Annotated in this window: 17 protein-coding genes and 3 pseudogenes; 7 read left to right on the forward strand and 13 right to left on the reverse strand. The window is 67.3% G+C overall.

Annotated elements, in window-relative coordinates; translation table 11 throughout:
• Positions 1–74 precede the first annotated feature (74 nt).
• From ACFWPJ_RS02525 to ACFWPJ_RS02540, 4 genes are read right to left on the reverse strand one after another with little or no spacing between them, the layout of a single operon-like run.
• Positions 75–755: a hypothetical protein gene (locus ACFWPJ_RS02525; protein ID WP_378846148.1), complete on the reverse strand. Its 681-nt coding sequence runs from the start codon at positions 753–755 to the stop codon at positions 75–77.
• Complete coding sequence (locus ACFWPJ_RS02530) at positions 752–2,497, reverse strand: hypothetical protein (RefSeq protein WP_378846151.1); 1,746 nt, start codon at positions 2,495–2,497, stop codon at positions 752–754. Before ACFWPJ_RS02530 ends, ACFWPJ_RS02525 begins: the two co-directional genes overlap by 4 nt.
• An 8-nt stretch (positions 2,498–2,505) precedes the next feature.
• Positions 2,506–2,808 (reverse strand): WXG100 family type VII secretion target, encoded by a 303-nt coding sequence (locus tag ACFWPJ_RS02535; RefSeq protein WP_378846154.1) that lies wholly within the window; start codon positions 2,806–2,808, stop codon positions 2,506–2,508.
• 8 nt (positions 2,809–2,816) lie between these two features.
• A complete protein-coding gene (locus ACFWPJ_RS02540) occupies positions 2,817–3,146 on the reverse strand; it encodes a type VII secretion target (protein ID WP_378846157.1) in 330 nt (109 codons plus the stop codon).
• A gap of 18 nt (positions 3,147–3,164) precedes the next feature.
• Here ACFWPJ_RS02540 and ACFWPJ_RS02545 point away from each other — a divergent pair.
• Positions 3,165–3,372, forward strand: a pseudogene (locus ACFWPJ_RS02545) (hypothetical protein); the annotation flags it as partial.
• A 27-nt stretch (positions 3,373–3,399) separates the two neighbouring features.
• Here the strand turns inward: ACFWPJ_RS02545 and ACFWPJ_RS02550 are convergent.
• Together ACFWPJ_RS02550 and ACFWPJ_RS02555 are read right to left on the reverse strand one after the other, a co-directional pair.
• Positions 3,400–3,813: a PIN domain nuclease gene (locus tag ACFWPJ_RS02550; protein WP_378846160.1), complete on the reverse strand. Its 414-nt coding sequence runs from the start codon at positions 3,811–3,813 to the stop codon at positions 3,400–3,402.
• Positions 3,810–4,013 (reverse strand): type II toxin-antitoxin system VapB family antitoxin, encoded by a 204-nt coding sequence (locus tag ACFWPJ_RS02555; protein ID WP_378846163.1) that lies wholly within the window; start codon positions 4,011–4,013, stop codon positions 3,810–3,812. The genes ACFWPJ_RS02550 and ACFWPJ_RS02555 overlap by 4 nt, the downstream gene beginning before the upstream one ends.
• Before the next feature lie 179 nt (positions 4,014–4,192).
• Here ACFWPJ_RS02555 and ACFWPJ_RS02560 point away from each other — a divergent pair, with 179 nt between their 5' ends.
• From ACFWPJ_RS02560 to ACFWPJ_RS02570, 3 genes are read left to right on the forward strand one after another with little or no spacing between them, the layout of a single operon-like run.
• Positions 4,193–5,077, forward strand: coding sequence for a metal ABC transporter solute-binding protein, Zn/Mn family (locus ACFWPJ_RS02560; protein WP_378846166.1), 885 nt, complete (start codon positions 4,193–4,195; stop codon positions 5,075–5,077).
• Positions 5,078–5,085: 8 nt separating this feature from the next.
• Entirely contained in the window at positions 5,086–5,931 is an 846-nt protein-coding gene (locus ACFWPJ_RS02565; RefSeq protein WP_378846168.1) for a metal ABC transporter ATP-binding protein, read from the forward strand.
• Positions 5,931–6,797, forward strand: a complete 867-nt coding sequence (locus tag ACFWPJ_RS02570) for a metal ABC transporter permease (RefSeq protein ID WP_378846171.1) — start codon at positions 5,931–5,933, stop codon at positions 6,795–6,797. Before ACFWPJ_RS02565 ends, ACFWPJ_RS02570 begins: the two co-directional genes overlap by 1 nt.
• A 36-nt stretch (positions 6,798–6,833) precedes the next feature.
• Here the strand turns inward: ACFWPJ_RS02570 and ACFWPJ_RS02575 are convergent, their stop codons facing one another.
• The gene (locus ACFWPJ_RS02575) at positions 6,834–7,256 is read right to left on the reverse strand and encodes a hypothetical protein (RefSeq protein ID WP_378846174.1); all 423 of its coding nucleotides are present in this window, start codon (positions 7,254–7,256) and stop codon (positions 6,834–6,836) included.
• Between the two features lie 256 nt (positions 7,257–7,512).
• Here ACFWPJ_RS02575 and ACFWPJ_RS02580 point away from each other — a divergent pair, with 256 nt between their 5' ends.
• Entirely contained in the window at positions 7,513–8,685 is a 1,173-nt protein-coding gene (locus ACFWPJ_RS02580; protein WP_378846176.1) for an acyl-CoA dehydrogenase family protein, read from the forward strand.
• A 58-nt stretch (positions 8,686–8,743) separates the two neighbouring features.
• On the opposite strand, the gene ACFWPJ_RS02585 is transcribed toward ACFWPJ_RS02580, so the two are convergent.
• Positions 8,744–9,937: an RNA-guided endonuclease InsQ/TnpB family protein gene (locus ACFWPJ_RS02585; RefSeq protein ID WP_378846179.1), complete on the reverse strand. Its 1,194-nt coding sequence runs from the start codon at positions 9,935–9,937 to the stop codon at positions 8,744–8,746.
• A gap of 17 nt (positions 9,938–9,954) precedes the next feature.
• On the opposite strand from ACFWPJ_RS02585, the pseudogene ACFWPJ_RS02590 reads away from it, so the two are divergent.
• Together ACFWPJ_RS02590 and ACFWPJ_RS02595 are read left to right on the forward strand one after the other, a co-directional pair.
• Positions 9,955–10,263: pseudogene (locus tag ACFWPJ_RS02590) on the forward strand (hypothetical protein); the annotation flags it as partial.
• A gap of 51 nt (positions 10,264–10,314) precedes the next feature.
• Positions 10,315–11,118 carry an enoyl-CoA hydratase/isomerase family protein gene (locus ACFWPJ_RS02595; protein WP_378846182.1) on the forward strand — a complete coding sequence of 268 codons (804 nt, stop codon included), beginning with the start codon at positions 10,315–10,317 and terminating at the stop codon, positions 11,116–11,118.
• 3 nt (positions 11,119–11,121) lie between these two features.
• Here the strand turns inward: ACFWPJ_RS02595 and ACFWPJ_RS02600 are convergent, their stop codons facing one another.
• The 5 genes and pseudogenes from ACFWPJ_RS02600 to ACFWPJ_RS02620 form a co-directional block, all read right to left on the reverse strand.
• Positions 11,122–11,400, reverse strand: coding sequence for a DUF4190 domain-containing protein (locus tag ACFWPJ_RS02600; protein ID WP_378846185.1), 279 nt, complete (start codon positions 11,398–11,400; stop codon positions 11,122–11,124).
• Positions 11,401–11,450: 50 nt separating this feature from the next.
• Entirely contained in the window at positions 11,451–12,434 is a 984-nt protein-coding gene (gene rlmB / locus ACFWPJ_RS02605) for a 23S rRNA (guanosine(2251)-2'-O)-methyltransferase RlmB (protein ID WP_378846188.1), read from the reverse strand.
• The gene (gene cysS, locus ACFWPJ_RS02610) at positions 12,434–13,837 is read right to left on the reverse strand and encodes a cysteine--tRNA ligase (RefSeq protein WP_378846191.1); all 1,404 of its coding nucleotides are present in this window, start codon (positions 13,835–13,837) and stop codon (positions 12,434–12,436) included. The genes rlmB and cysS overlap by 1 nt, the downstream gene beginning before the upstream one ends.
• A 114-nt stretch (positions 13,838–13,951) precedes the next feature.
• Positions 13,952–14,425, reverse strand: coding sequence for a 2-C-methyl-D-erythritol 2,4-cyclodiphosphate synthase (gene ispF / locus ACFWPJ_RS02615; RefSeq protein ID WP_378846194.1), 474 nt, complete (start codon positions 14,423–14,425; stop codon positions 13,952–13,954).
• 137 nt (positions 14,426–14,562) lie between these two features.
• Positions 14,563–14,837 (reverse strand): annotated as a pseudogene (locus tag ACFWPJ_RS02620) (2-C-methyl-D-erythritol 4-phosphate cytidylyltransferase); the annotation flags it as partial.

Raw genomic sequence — 14,837 nt, forward strand, 5'->3', positions numbered from 1 at the left:
GCTCGCCTGGGCCGTCCGGCCGCGGGGCGGGCCCCCCCCCCCCCCGGCCCGGCTACCGACCGGCAGTTCGACGCTCAGTTGGCCGCTTCGTCTCCGAACGCAACCCGAGCTTTGCCATCCCGAACCTCGACCCACACGTGCATGGTGCTGCGGTCGAGTCCCCAGCCTTCGCGGCGGGTAGCGGTCCACCATTTTGAATACTCGGAATAGGACAGTTGCCAATTGCCCGCGTCCTGGAGATGATGGACCATCATGTCGGCGACCTCACGGGCAGAAGCACCATTCGTGCTTCCGATTTGGAACTCACGATTGCAGTAGGTAGAGGAACTCCCACTGTGACAGCCCATGTCAGCGTCAGACACTACCGTAAGGCCCAGTGGCAGTGGCGGCAGGATATCGCTGGGCGGCATTCTCGCATGCTCCCCTGCCATAGCCACGACGAACATGAAAGTCCCCGCCAGGATGACGAAGCAGTAGGCATAGCCCAGGATCAAGCTGATGACGACAGTGGGGGACAGCCGCCTTCCTGCCCTCGCATCGGCAATGAATCCAGCTATCAGGGCTACCACTTCGAACACGACAAGTAGAGAAAAGGTCGTCAACTGCAAGTCAGGCAACAGCCATTCCTCGAGGACTGCGAGCTTCGCCACTGCGATCAACACCAGAATCACGCCGATGCGGAGACGGATTCGGGGCGTGCGCGCCACCAATAGCCAGCACAACGGGGCAACCAAGAGGACAAACGCTGTAATCATCGGTAAGCCCCCGTGCCACGCAAGATGGTATCCGCCAACGCGAAAGTTCCGCCAGGCTTCGCGGTGCTTTCCCCATGCTCCCGCTCGCCGGGGGTGAATGTGTCGCCGTGTGCAGCGACCGATAGCGACCGGTCCACCACGCCGAGAGCGTTGTAGCTGGAACCGAGGAATTGATTCAAGGGCTGACTCGCCCGGACATCGGCGGTCGCGTGCGATGCCGAATCATCGGTCAGCAATTTCAAGTTGTACGCAGTAGCTTTCATCGCTAGGTCATTGTTCCCGACAAGATCCGACCAATTCTGACCTTGGAACTGATCTGGATACTTTGCCTTTGTTTGATCGAACTGAATTTCCTTCATGTTCGTTAGGCCGATCGAGTTTCCAATGCCGTCGGGACGACCCTCCCTCCGTTCTCTCCAGTCCGTAGTGTCCTTTCGGAACTCGTCCCACATCGTCCCTGCGCCAATGCCACCTTCGCGCGGATGATAAGTAGACGGACCGCCCGACAGGTCTTCATAGAAGGTACTGCCGAGCCCTGACCGCAGAGGTGCACCCTCCTGCAGTGCCATCGCAAGTACCAGGCGGGGGTCAACTCCCGCCTCGTTGCCGTACTGCACCGCGAGCATCGCCCAGGTCTTCATCTGTGGGCCGTACGCATCCAACGCACTCAGGTCGACAGCAGTCAACGTCAGCGGCGGAGTGTTCCAGGTGGCCATATTGTCCAGGTCGTCCATGAGGGCGGTGTTCGAATCCTGGTTGCCCGTCTCCACAATCAACGGCAATTCGTTCAGAGCTTTCAGCTTCGAGAGACTGTTCAACGCATTCGCGTCGACAAAGCCCCGGTTCCCGCCGACCGCCGCGAGCGCCGCGAACAAAGTCGTGCCGCGAGCCACGGCATCGAGGATGTTCTCGGCGTCGGCGATATCGTCCGCACTCAAGTCGGCGGTAACAGAGACTTTCACCGACGCGGTTTCCGAGGTTGCCGATATCTGAGCATCGGGATGATCGGGGAAGGCCCCGGCCGCCCTCGAGACGAGGTGGTTCCTCGCATCGACAAGACTGTCGCGATGCGCGTAGACCGCAGCTGCGAGAGCTATTGCGACCGTGCGGATCTGCTCAGCACCGCCCCGTAGAGCTGTGATCGCTTCCTGGATGTCGGGCACCTCAGGTGCCTGCACACCGGTGAACGAATCATGTACCGCTTGCAACGCCGCGCCCGCGCCCGCCAACTCGTAGCTGTCGGCGAATCCGCGCCAGGCGGCGCCCGCTGTGGCGAGTGCGTCAGCGCGACCGTTCGGCGTACCTCGCCGCGAATTCACGCTCTGCCCGGCGGATGTGATTACCATCCCCGCGCCGTTGTCGGCTATGGCGACCGGGATATCCGGAAAACTGACGCCCCCACCCGAACCGACTCCGGCACGGACCGGATGCGACGGTGCAGCGCCCTTGTCCGGATTCAGGTCCGCATTGTATTCGGCCACATCCCAGTTGTATCCAGCCGAGTTGAGGATCTCGCCGAAGTGGCGCAGTGCGCCCGCATAGGTTTGTACGACCGTGCGCAGCTCACTGGCGTGCATGTAGTAGGCAGTACACCAGGCGACCACCGCCGGATAGTTTCCGCCCATTCCAGCAGTGGACGTCAATCCGGGAGCCAGGTCGCGCGTGACAGCGGTGCCGATCTCGTCGGCCAAGTCGGCTAGCTTCTTCGCCGCCTCGTAGTACACGTTCGCGTCGACCGCCAATGGGGCCATCAGCGACCACCGCCAAGCATGCGGGCATTGACATCGATCGCGGCGGTGTAGTGGCCGTGCGCGGCATTGGCCGCAGTGCTCATGTCGCGGATGCCTTCGGTGAATTCGCGGGCGCCGGTTACCCACTGCGCGTGGGCCACTCGGTAGGCCTCGGCGGCCACGCCCTCCCAGCCGGTGCCCACCAATTCGGCTACCTTGTCGTCGATGACGTCCAGATGGTCCGCGACGAAGCCGGCTAGGCCGGCGAGTTTGATGACAATCTGGTCGAGGTGGTCGAGGTCGACCTTGAATTCGGCTGCCACGGCGACTCCTAGAGATTCAGGCTGAAGTTTCGGAGCAGCTCCGAGTTGGACTCGTCACGCTGGGTGTAGGTCTCGGCCGTCACGCCGAGCTTCTCGGCCATCGTCGTGAGAGCGGTCATGATCAGCAGGCCGCCTTCTCTGGTCTCGGACCATCCGGTCGCGAAGGTGCTTGCTGCGGCGCCTGCCCAACTCCCGCCAGCACAGGACTCGACTTCGCTGCTGGCGGCGTCGAGGGCCTGGCGCAAGGTGTCAGCGAGGCCGTAGACGTAGTTGCCGACGTCACGGACGCTGGCGGGGACCACTGACATGGCCCCGTTCTCTCCCCCTGGGGTGCTCATAGTCCGCGATGGTATCGCGGGCGGATAGATCTGGACGACTCGCATTTCGCCGCAACCCATCGCGACCGAGGCCGAATTGCGCAGCGGCGCAACGGTCTACCGCTAACACCACGACGACGGACTGCCCGGCGGCGAGGGCGGATTCCACCTGTGCGCCGCCTGGCTGGTCGAGGCCTCCCTGCTCATCGGCAGGCGCTCGGACGCCGAGGCGCTGTTCGCCCAGCTGGACCACTGAAGCACGGACCACCACCGATCAGCCTGTGGATCTGTCGATGCGGCGAGCCGGTTGGCCGGTCAGGGTGGCGATGGTGTCGTAGTCGGTGTCAGCGTGGAGCACGGTGAGCTTGTGATGGGCCGCGGTGACGGCGACGAGGAGATCCACCGGCCCAGCGCTTTGGTGCAGACTGGCCTCCGCGAGTCGCTCCTGCAGGGCGGCCGACTCGGTCCAGCACGAGTCCGGCATCGGGTAGTACGGAAAGATCTCATGGAGCAGGCCGGCTGCCTCGTAGTAGGCCGGTCGACCACCAACTGCGCGCAGATACTCCTGTCGGACGGGTTCGCAGATCCCGACCAACCCGGAACTGACGGCTTGATCCCACTCCGCCCCGATCTGTCCACGAAAGAACCGGACCAGGGCACTGGTGTCCGCCAGGTAGCGCTCGGTCACGCTACAGAGCCGCGACGACGACCTTCGCGATCGAAATCAATCTCCCCGGCCGCGACCATCTCGCGCATGCGCGCGATCGCGGCCGCCCGCCGCCGCCGATCGACGATCTCACGCAGAGCCGCGTTGACGGTCTCACGTTTAGTCGTGGTTCCCAGATAGCGAGCCGCCTCTTGCAGAGCCTCATCGTCCAGGTCGATCACAGTGCGAGCCATCGAACAGCCTCCACGAGTTGATATCAAACTCTCGATTCAGTATATCAATCGGACGGATCGCAGCCTAGTTCGCTGATCAGCAGGCATACTGCTAATCTAAAACGGTAACGGTTTCCATTATGATCTAGGGCACAGGCTGCCTGATCGAGCACGGCCAGGAGTACTGCGTGAACAGTCGATTCGCCCGCGTGTGTGCCGGTCTCACGGCGGGAGTCGCGGCCGCGGTCGTGCTCACTGCCTGCGGCGACGGCTCGAAGGGCACCGATGGTCTGTCGATCGTGGCGTCCACGAATGTGTGGGGTTCCATCGCGACGGCTGTCGCCGGGCCCGATGTGCAGGTCACCTCGATCATCAGCGATCCCGCCGCCGACCCACACTCGTTCGAGACCTCCGCGACCGACACCGCCAAGATCAGCGATGCCGATCTGGTGGTGTTCAACGGCGGGCACTACGACGAGTTCATCGAGAAGGCGATCTCCGGTAAGGACAAGCGGACCGTCGTGGCGTTCGAGCAGCGGGCCGACAAGAGCGACGAGAACGAGCACGTCTGGTACGACGTCAGCACCGTCGCCGCCGTGGCCGACCGGATCGCCGCCCAGCTCGGCGAGATCGACAGCGCCAATGCCGCCGCCTATGCCGAGCGGGCGACCACCTTCAAGAACCAGTTGATCGGCGTCAGCACCATCACCGGCACCATCGCCACCCAGCATCCGAACGCGCCGGTCGCCCAGTCCGAGCCGCTCGCGCACTACCTGCTGGTGGCCGCGACCGCGCAGGACAAGACCCCGCACGAGTTCCAGGAAGCGATCGAGCAGGAGACCGACCCGGCCCCGGCCGCCGTCGCCGCCACCCGCGACCTGATCACCGGCAAGCAGGTCAAGGCGCTGATCTACAACAGCCAGACCGAGGACAAGATCACCCAGGACCTGCGCGCCACCGCGCAGACCGCGGGCATCGCGGTCGTCGAGGTCACCGAGACCCTGCCCGCCGGTATGGATTACGTCCAGTGGCAGACCGCGAACGCCAAGGCGCTCGCCGCGGCGTTGCGCTGAGGCCCGCCATGTCCACGTCGAAGGAAGCAGCGCTGACCGTCACGGCACCGGCGGAATCCGCCACCGCGGCCATCCGGCTGCGCGGGGCCACCCTGTCCTTCGGCGCGCGCACCCTCTGGCGCGACCTCGACCTCGATGTGGCGCCGGGGGAATTCATCGCGGTCCTCGGCCCCAACGGTTCCGGCAAGACCTCGCTGCTGCGGGTGCTGCTCGGCAAGCTCGGCCTGACGGCGGGCACCGCGGAGGTCGCGGGCAAGCAGGCCGATGTCGGCAATCCCGGTATCGGCTATGTCCCGCAGCAGAAGACCATCGACGCGGGTGTGCAGTTGCGCGGGGTCGATCTCGTCGGGCTCGGGGTCGACGGACATCGATGGGGGCTGGGCTGGCGTGGTCGCGGCGAACGGGCGCGCAAGGTCGAGGCCGCCGTCGCCGCGGTCGGGGCGCAGGGTTTCGCGCACGCACCGCTAGAGACGCTCTCCGGTGGTGAACAGCAGCGGCTGCGGGTGGCGCAGGCACTGGTCGGCGATCCGTCGGTGCTGCTGTGCGACGAGCCGCTGCTCAGCCTGGACCTGGCCAATCAGCGGTTGGTCGCCGAACTCGTCGACAAGCGCCGCCGCGAGCACGACACGGCGGTCCTGTTCGTCACCCACGAGATCAACCCGATCCTGCCGCTGGTCGACCGGGTGCTCTACCTCGTCGACGGCGAGTTCCGGATCGGCACGCCCGACGAGGTGATGACCTCGGCGACGCTCTCCGAGCTCTACGGCACCGAGGTCGAGGTGCTGCGCGTGCGCGACCGGCTGGTCGTCGTCGGGACCGGCGACGACATGGACGCTCTCGGCGGTACCGCCTGATGGACAAGCTCACCAAGGTCCTGCACCAGATGTTCGACGTCGGCACCACCGCCGACCTGCTCACCTACGACTTCGTGCAGCAGGCGCTGCTGGCGAGCGCACTGCTCGGTCTGCTCGCCGGGCTGATCGGGCCGCTGATCGTGAGCAGGCAGATGTCGTTCGCCGTGCACGGCACCAGCGAGCTCTCGCTGACCGGCGCGTCGGCGGCGCTGCTGGCCGGTGTCGGAGTCGGGATCGGCGCGATCGCGGGTTCGGTGGTCGCGGCGGTGCTGTTCGGCTGGCTGGGTTCCCGTGCGCGCGAGCGTGATTCGGTGATCGCGGTGGTGCTCTCGTTCGGGCTCGGCCTGTCGGTGCTGTTCCTGTGGCTCGCGCCCGACCGGGCCGGGTCGAAGTTCTCGCTGCTGACCGGGCAGGTCGCCAGCGTCGGCTACGACGGGCTTGCGCTGCTGGTCACCTGCACCGCGGCCGTGCTCGCGGTGCTGGCCGTGGTCTACCGGCCGCTGCTGTTCGCCAGCTCCGATCCCGAGGTCGCGATCGCGCGTGGCGTGCCGGTGCGGGCGCTGTCGGTGGTGTTCGCCGTGCTGCTCGGCATCACCGCCGCGTTCGGCGTGCAGATCGTCGGCGCGCTGCTGGTGCTCGCGCTGCTGATCACCCCGGCTGCCGCTGCCGCGCAGCTGACCGCGAGTCCGCTGCGGGCGACGGTGCTGTCGGTGATCTTCGCCGAGGTGTCCGCGGTGGGCGGGTTGCTGTTGTCGTTGGCGCCGGGTGTGCCGGTGTCGACCTTCGTCACGGGGATCTCGTTCACCATCTACCTGGTGTGCCGGTTCGTCGGCCACCGCAACCGCCGGCTCGCCATTGCGCGCTGATCTGGCGACCACCGCTTCCCGCACGACCGGCGAAGGTCAGGCGAGGGCCTCCTCGATCGTTGTCGCGGTCAGGATCTGATCGATCCACCGGTCCCGGTCCGCGTTCTCAGCCGCGCGCACCTTGGCGATCACCGGCTCGGGGAGCTCACCGAACTTGAGACCGAGTTGACGCAACAGCGCTTGCGTCTTACCCCGGACTTCGCCCCGGGCTTCACCCCGGACCTCGCCGCGAGCCTCGCCGCGAGCCTCGAGCATTTCAGCGGTTGTCACGATGGCCTCCTTCACCTGCGGCTCCAGCTGGTCGAGCAGCTCGTCGAACTTCGCCGGTTCTGTCGCCCAGTCCACCTGTGCGACGAACGATTCCGGCAACATCGACCGCAGCTCGGAGGCAGCATTCTCCGGGCGTCCGAGGATGCGGCGACACACGGCGTCGTGCGGGCAGGATGAATGCTCGGCCATAGCTAGACCGTATAGCTCTCCGGTGTGCTGGACAACCGTTGCGAGCCAACCGCTCTGACGCAGACGACCGCGACAACCACCGTGCACCACCACGAAGCGGGGACAGCGGTGTTGGACGAGGGCTCCATCGGGGCGGGGGTCCGGGGAATACCGCGCAACCACCCGAACAGGCCCGCGGGCCAGCGAGGCGGTGCGCAGTCAGGCGCCCTGATCAATCACCCACGAACCCCGCCCGCCGACACGCAGAATGTCCAGCATGATCGACTTCAGTGTTCCGGATGATCTGGCCGCGCTGCGGGATCGGGTTCGCGCCTTCGTCGCCGAGCAGATCGTGCCGTTCGAACGCGATCCGCGCCTCACCGCGCACGGGCCGACCGACGAACTGCGGGCCGAACTCGTCGAGCTGGCGCGGGCGGAGAAGCTGCTCACAGTGCAGGCGCCGGTCGAATACGGCGGGCTCGGGCTATCCCATGTCGAGCAGGCGCTCGTCTACGAGGCCGCGGGCTGGTCGACGCTGGGCCCGGTCGCGATGAACTGCGCCGCGCCCGACGAGGGCAATATGTTCCTGCTCGGCAAGATCGCCGACCCGGATCAGGTCGACCGGTATCTGATGCCGGTGATTCGGGGTGAGCAGCGCTCGGTGTTCGCGATGACCGAACCCGGCGGCGCCGGCTCGGATCCCGGCCAGCTGAGCACCGAGGCGGTGTTCGACGGGGAGAACTTCGTCGTCAACGGGCGCAAGTGGCTGATCACCGGCGCCGACGGGGCCAAGACCTGGATCATCATGGCTCGCCTTGCCGAGAACCCGCACCTGCCCGCCGGGCCGACGCTGTTCCTCACCGACGGCGACACCGAGGGCATCGTGATCGAGCGGATCATGAACACGATGGACCGCAACTACGTCGGCGGGCACGCGGTGGTGCGATTCGAGAACCTCACGCTGCCACCGTCGGCCGTGCTCGGTCGCACCGGCCAGGCCCTGCGCTACGCCCAGCTGCGGCTGGCGCCCGCCCGGCTCACCCACTGCATGCGCTGGCTGGGCGCGGCCGTACGCGCCCAGAGCATCGCGCTCGACTACGCGCGCACCCGCACCGCCTTCGGCAAGCCGATCGGCGAACACGAGGGCGTGTCGTTCATGCTCGCCGACAACGAGGTGGCGCTGCACCAGTGCAGGCTGACCATCTGGCACAGCTGCTGGCTGATGGATCAGGGACAGCAGGCCAGGCACGAATCCTCGATGGCCAAGTCCTACGTCTCCGAGGAGCTGTTCAAGGTCACCGACCGGTGTGTGCAGGTGCTCGGCGGGATCGGGATCAGCGACGAGACGGTGGTGGAGATGCTGTTCCGGGACATGCGCGCGTTTCGGCTCTACGACGGTCCGACCGAAGTCCACAAGTACGCCATCGGCAGGCACCTTCTCCGCGAATAGCGAGGCGGCCGGGCGGTGCCACATCCGGCCGCTGACGACGCTAGTACCATTCGATCCCTTAACCCTTCCCTGCGGCTGAAGCCGGGGGATTTCCAGCTCGGACCGCACCATCAACCACCCCGGAGGGAGGCCGACAATGTCTTACGTCGTCAACACTGACACGGTCGAGTTCTCCCGTGGCCGCCAAAATCACTCTGGCAGCGTTGCGGTCTCGGTCCGCGGCGTGACCGCAAGCGTCACACCGGAAAACACGCACATCCAACGCAAGCCGCTGCTTGGCTCTCGCACCACAACTCGCGCAGGTCATCGTCGTATACGCGGGCGGAACCAACACCACCTTCCGACCCGCCCGCCTGGCACGTTCGATCAACTCGCGCTTGGCAGCGCCGATAGCAGCGTCGGCCGCCTTGCGGGCCATTGTGGAACGCGCGAGAAACCTCGGCGTGAAGTCCTCAATGGCGATCGTGTGATAGTCGGCCACCACACGCCGCGCCCACACCCGCGCGGCATGCGTGTTCTGCCGGGCGGCCTTCTTGTGCAGTCGGGCGGCGTCACGCCGCGCCTGCAGGTAGCCGTTGCTGGGGGTATGGCCGCGAGGTCGTCTGCGGCGGCCCATCTTGCGTTGTGCCCGAGCCAGTTCGGCCGCGCACCGGCGGCGAAACCCTTGATAGGGCAGGTCGTGGGCGGGACTGGTGGTGGTCGCGGTCGTGGACACACCCCAATCGATACCGATGCCACCCATCGCGGCCGGTGCGGGCTCGATGGGGCGGCGTACAACGAACGAGGCGTACCAGTGCCCGAGCGAGTCTCGGTAAACGCGAACCGAGGTCGGTTCCGAGGGCAGCTCCCTCGACCACACCACCGGGATCGACACCTTGCCCGGCAACCGCAACCGACGGTCTCGGATCGAGAAACCCCGAGTGGTGTACTCCATCGACGGCAGCGCCGTCCTGCGGGCCTTGACGACCGGCTTGTCGCGCCCTTTTACTGTGAACGAGTGATCCAGCGCCTGGGCGTAGGTGCGCAGCGTCTGCTGCTGGGCTACCTGAGACCCCGCTCGCAGCCAGACGCTACGGGCGCGGGCTTGGGTGAGCATCTTCGACAGCCGCGAGAAGGTCGGTTTGCCGCCGGTGCGCTGCTGATGCACGGCCTCGTTCCACAGGAACCGGCAGCGATGCCACTCGTCCATAAGCGCCCGCTGTGCCATAGCACCCGGGCGCAGACGGTAGGTGTAGCGGACGACTTCCCCCATGGCCGACAAAATACAGTATCGGCGCATCCGATCCCGGGGCGGACGCTGCCCGTCCCCACAATAATGTCGTCTACCGCTGCACCTACCATGCCGCGTGATGCCCGAAATTCCGCAGGCCAGTCATCGGCGGGCGAAGTAAAACGCGCCTCGTACAGATCATCCACGAGGTGTCAACGGGCGCCCATATTGTCGAGCTGGAACGATGCCCGACCCAGTTCCCTGCGCTCAAGGCCCGTCTACCCATCCTGCTGACCAACTCGTACTTCGTCGCCGCAATCGGCGGCGCAACTCTGGAAGTGGTGAGAACCTATGTCGAGTACCAAAAGAACATTCAACCCCGATTCCTCCCCACAGCGGGCTTCCTCGAGGACAGTCCGATGAGTTCGGAACTGCTCGTCGATGTCTCTGCCGGGGTCGCCGTGCTCACGCTCAATCGTCCCGCGCAGCAGAACGCCGTCACCGAGAAGATGGCTGCCGAGCTGAGCGCCGCGCTGCACCGCTGCGACATCGAGGACGCGATCCGCGCCGTCGTCATCACCGGCACCGCGCCCGCCTTCTGCGCCGGCGCCGATCTGTCCGCCCGCGCGGGCGAGGTGAGCGCCACCCTCGATCCGCCGCCGTGGCAGGTCCGCAAGCCGGTGATCGCCGCCGTCAACGGCCACGCGGTCGGGATCGGCCTGGCGCTGGCGCTGCAGTGCGACCTGCGGTACTTCGCCGACGACGCCGTCTACGGACTCAGCCAGGTGCGCCGTGGCGTGCTCGCCGACGGCTACGCGCACTGGACGGTGCCGCGGCTGGCAGGGCTGGCCAATGCCGCCGACATCATGCTGACCGGGCGCACCTTCGACGGCGAGGAGGCCAAGTCGATGGGCCTGGCCAATGCCAGCCTGCCCGCCGGCGAGGTGCTGCCGACCGCGCTGTCGGTGGCCCACGACATCGCCAACGGGCCCGCGCCGCTGCCGGTCGCGCTGACCAAGCGGCTGATCTGGGAGAGCCTCGGCATGACGCCGGCCGTCGTCGGGCAGCTCGAAACCGAGCTCAACACCCACGTCGCCAAGAGCGTCGACGGCGGCGAGGCGATGGCCGCGTTCAAGGAACGGCGTCAGCCGAAGTGGACGGGCCGCGTCAGCACCGAATGGCCTGCCTGGGACGTCCCCGAGGAACGTCCCAGCCTGGACTGACGCTCAGAAATTACCGTTGCAGGATCCCGCCAGGTACAGCAACGCGAACAGCACCATGAGGATGGTGCCGATGATGCCCGCGATGTACCCGATCGTCACCTGGGAGCGCCCGGACAGCGCGCCGTAAGACGCGTCGATCTCGTTGAGCGCCCGCTTGCCGAGCACCCACGCGACCGGCCCGAAGATCCCGCAGCAGAACGGGCTGAGCAGCCCGAGCACGAGGATCAGGTTGGCCTGCGGGTGCTCGACCGTCTCACCGATCGGCTGGTTGGGTATCGCCACGTACCGAATTCTACGGTGACAGAGCGGATTTGCCCGGAAACCGCGCGGAGTCAGCCCAGACGGCGCTGTCGGGCGATGTCCGCGAGGACCACACCGGCGGCGACCGAGGCGTTGAGCGACTCGACCGGACCGGCCATCGGGATGCTCAGGATCGAGTCGCAGTTCTCCCGAACCAGGCGCGACAGGCCCTTGCCCTCGGAACCGACCACGACGACCGTCGGCACGCTGCCGTCGAATTCGTCGAGGGCGGTGTCGCCACCGGCGTCGAGACCGACGATCTGGAAGCCCTGCGCGGCCCAGTCCTTGAGCGTGCGGGTCAGGTTGGTCGCCCTGGCGACGGGCAGCCGGGCCGCGGCGCCGGCGCTGGTGCGCCACGCCACCGCGGTGACGCTGGCACTGCGACGCTGCGGAATCACCACGCCCTGACCGCCGAACGCGGCCACCGAGCGGATGACCGCGCCGAGGTTACGCGGATCGGAGATGTTGTCCAGGGCGACGAGCAACCCTGGCTCGCCGGAGGTCTTCACCCGGTCCATCAGGTCGTCGGGGTGCGCGTAGCGGTACGGCGGCACCTGCAGGGCGACGCCCTGGTGCCAACCGTTGGCGCTCAACCGATCCAGATCGGTGCGCGGCACCTCCAGGATCGAGATGCCGAGGTCGGCGGCGCGCTGCACGCTCTCGGAGAGCCGGTCGTCGTTCTCGGTGCCGACGGCCACGAACAGCGCGGTCGCGGGGACATCGGCGCGCAGGCACTCGAGCACCGGGTTGCGGCCGAGCACCAGCTCGGGACCGTCGTCGGACTTGCGGCCGACCCGCGGCACACCGGCCTTACCGGACGGACGCGACTGCGCCGCTTTGGCTTTCGCGGCGGCCGCGGCGCGCTTGGCGGCGGGATGCTTGGTGCGCTCCGTGGCGGGCGGGGTCGCGCCCCTGCCCTCCAGACCGCGGCGGCGCTTGCCGCCGGAACCGACGACGGCACCCTTCTTGGTGCCGCCCTTCCTGATCGCTCCGCGTCGCTGTGAATTGCCTGCCATCAGTTCGCCTTTCCGCTAGATGCGCCCAGCGACCATTCCGGCCCCTGCGGGGTATCGGTGACCTCGATACCCGCTGCGACGAGCCGATCCCGTGCGGCATCGGCTTCTGCCCAGTTCTTGTCCGCCCGCGCGCTCGCCCGGCGATCCAGCTCGGAGCGGACCAGCACATCGAGCGCGTCGATCGCCGCCGAGTTGTCGCCGGGGGTGTACCAGTGCGCGTCGAGCGGGTCGGCGCCGAGGATGCCGAGCATCCCGCGGACCTGGCCGGCCAGCTCGGCCGCGGTCTCGACCGCGCCGGCCTCCAGCGCGCGATTGCCCTCGTGCACCACATGGTGGATTTCGGCCAGCGCCTTCGGAATCGCCAGATCGTCGTCGAGCGCGGCGGCGAATCCGTCGGTCCATTTACCGACCGGGACCTCGCCCGCCCGGTCCAGCACGCGATGGACGAATGCCTCGATGCGCTGATACGAGGCGACCGCGTCGTCGAGCGCTTTGTCGGAATATTCGAGCATCGAACGGTAATGCGCGCTGCCCAAGTAGAAACGCAATTCGACCGGGCGAACCCGGCTGAGCACATTCGGCACCGAGAGCACATTGCCGAGCGACTTCGACATCTTCTCCCCGCCCATCGTCACCCAGCCGTTGTGCAGCCAGTAACGCGCGAAACCGTCGCCGGACGCCTTGGACTGGGCGATCTCGTTCTCGTGGTGCGGGAAAATCAAATCCATTCCACCGCAGTGGATATCGAATTCGGGGCCGAGATAGAACTCGGCCATCGCGGAGCATTCCAGGTGCCAGCCGGGGCGGCCGGGGCCCCACGGCGATGGCCAGCTCGGCTCGCCCGGCTTGGCGGCCTTCCACAGCGTGAAGTCGCGGGGGTCGCGCTTGCCGCGGGTCGGGGTCTCGCCCTGGTGCACGTCGTCGAGTCTGTGGCCGGACAGCTCGCCGTAGCTGGGCCAGCTCAGCACGTCGAAGTAGACGTCGCCGTCGGCGGCGTAGGCGTGCCCGCGCTCGATCAGCCGCTGCATCAGCCCGACCATCTGGGTGATGTGGCCGGTGGCGCGCGGTTCGGCCGAGGGCGGCAGCACGCCGAGCATCTCGTAGGCGGAGTCGAAGGCGCGCTCGTGCGTGGCGGCCCACTCCCACCACGGCCTGCCCGCCTCGGCGGCCTTGTTCAGGATCTTGTCGTCGATATCGGTGACATTGCGGATGAACCACACGTCGTAGTCGTGCGCGAGCAGCCAGCGGCGCAGCACGTCGAAGGCGACGCCGCTGCGCACGTGCCCGATATGGGGCTGACCCTGCACGGTGGCCCCACACAGATACACCGAGGCACGGCCGGGGACCAGCGGGGTGAATTCCCGCAGGGTCCGCGTGTCGGTGTCAAAAAGGCGCAAGGTCACGGCATTCGATCCTAGTCGGTGGGATGTGTGTGAGGATGACCGGCCGGTTCGTGGCTCGCAACGATTCGCCGAGCGTGGGAAGCGGCGTTGATCAGGCGGAGAATTTCCGGCCCGTCAGGGCTGCGGACACTCCGCCAGCAGACAGGTGGCGATGGCGGCCACGCCCTCGCCTCGACCGGTCAGGCCGAGCCCGTCGGTGGTCGTGCCCGACACCGAAACGGGGGCGTCGAGTAATTCGCTGAGCATCTTCTGAGCCTCGGCGCGGCGCGGGCCGATCTTCGGTCGATTGCCGATGACCTGCACGGCGGCGTTGACGACTTCGAAGCCTTCTTCGGCCAGCAGCCTGCGGACCTCGGTGAGCATGGCGGCACCGGTGACACCGGCCCATTCCGGGCGGCCGACGCCGAAGACCGCGCCGACGTCACCGAGACCGGCGGCGGAGAGCAGCGCGTCGCACAGGGCGTGCGCGGCGACGTCACCGTCGGAGTGCCCGGCGCAGCCGTCTGCGTCGGGGAACAACAGACCCGCCATCCAGCAGGGGCGGCCGGGCTCGATGGGGTGCACGTCGCTGCCGATACCGACTCTCATCGGACGACCGCCTGGCCGGGGCACTCCGCGAGGGGAGGAGTGGGGGCGTCGGCCGGGCGCGCAGCCTCCGCTCCGCGGGCGCCGGTGTCGGCCCCACCGACTGCAGGGTCGCCCGCAGCGGGCACTCGATCGGCGCACAGTGCTTCAGCCAGGCGCAGGTCGAGCGGGGTCGTGATCTTGAAGGCGAGCGGGTCGCCCGTGACGGTGCGCACAGCGACGCCGAGGCGTTCGACCAGGCCGGCGTCGTCGGTCGCGCCGACCTCGGTGGCGTACGCCTCGCGCAGCAGGTCGGCGGCGAAGCCCTGGGGAGTCTGGATGGCGCGCAGGTGGGCGCGATCGGGGGTGCCGGTCACCACGCCCGCGTCGTCGACCGCATTCACGGTGTCGACGACCCGCAGGGCGGGGACGACGG

Source organism: Nocardia sp. NPDC058497 (assembly GCF_042720195.1).
In the GTDB taxonomy this organism is placed as follows: domain Bacteria; phylum Actinomycetota; class Actinomycetes; order Mycobacteriales; family Mycobacteriaceae; genus Nocardia.

Excerpts from the sequence above, each read along its gene's own strand:
- ACFWPJ_RS02540 (WP_378846157.1), bottom strand. The coding sequence starts at position 3,146 with ATGAGCACCCCAGGGGGAGAGAACGGGGCCATGTCAGTGGTCCCCGCC.
- ACFWPJ_RS02595 (WP_378846182.1), top strand. The coding sequence starts at position 10,315 with ATGAGTTCGGAACTGCTCGTCGATGTCTCTGCCGGGGTCGCCGTGCTC.
- ispF (WP_378846194.1), bottom strand. The coding sequence starts at position 14,425 with ATGAGAGTCGGTATCGGCAGCGACGTGCACCCCATCGAGCCCGGCCGC.
- ACFWPJ_RS02585 (WP_378846179.1), bottom strand. The coding sequence starts at position 9,937 with ATGGGGGAAGTCGTCCGCTACACCTACCGTCTGCGCCCGGGTGCTATG.
- ACFWPJ_RS02525 (WP_378846148.1), bottom strand. The coding sequence starts at position 755 with ATGATTACAGCGTTTGTCCTCTTGGTTGCCCCGTTGTGCTGGCTATTG.
- rlmB (WP_378846188.1), bottom strand. The coding sequence starts at position 12,434 with ATGGCAGGCAATTCACAGCGACGCGGAGCGATCAGGAAGGGCGGCACC.
- ACFWPJ_RS02570 (WP_378846171.1), top strand. The coding sequence starts at position 5,931 with ATGGACAAGCTCACCAAGGTCCTGCACCAGATGTTCGACGTCGGCACC.
- ACFWPJ_RS02575 (WP_378846174.1), bottom strand. The coding sequence starts at position 7,256 with ATGGCCGAGCATTCATCCTGCCCGCACGACGCCGTGTGTCGCCGCATC.
- ACFWPJ_RS02565 (WP_378846168.1), top strand. The coding sequence starts at position 5,086 with ATGTCCACGTCGAAGGAAGCAGCGCTGACCGTCACGGCACCGGCGGAA.
- ACFWPJ_RS02580 (WP_378846176.1), top strand. The coding sequence starts at position 7,513 with ATGATCGACTTCAGTGTTCCGGATGATCTGGCCGCGCTGCGGGATCGG.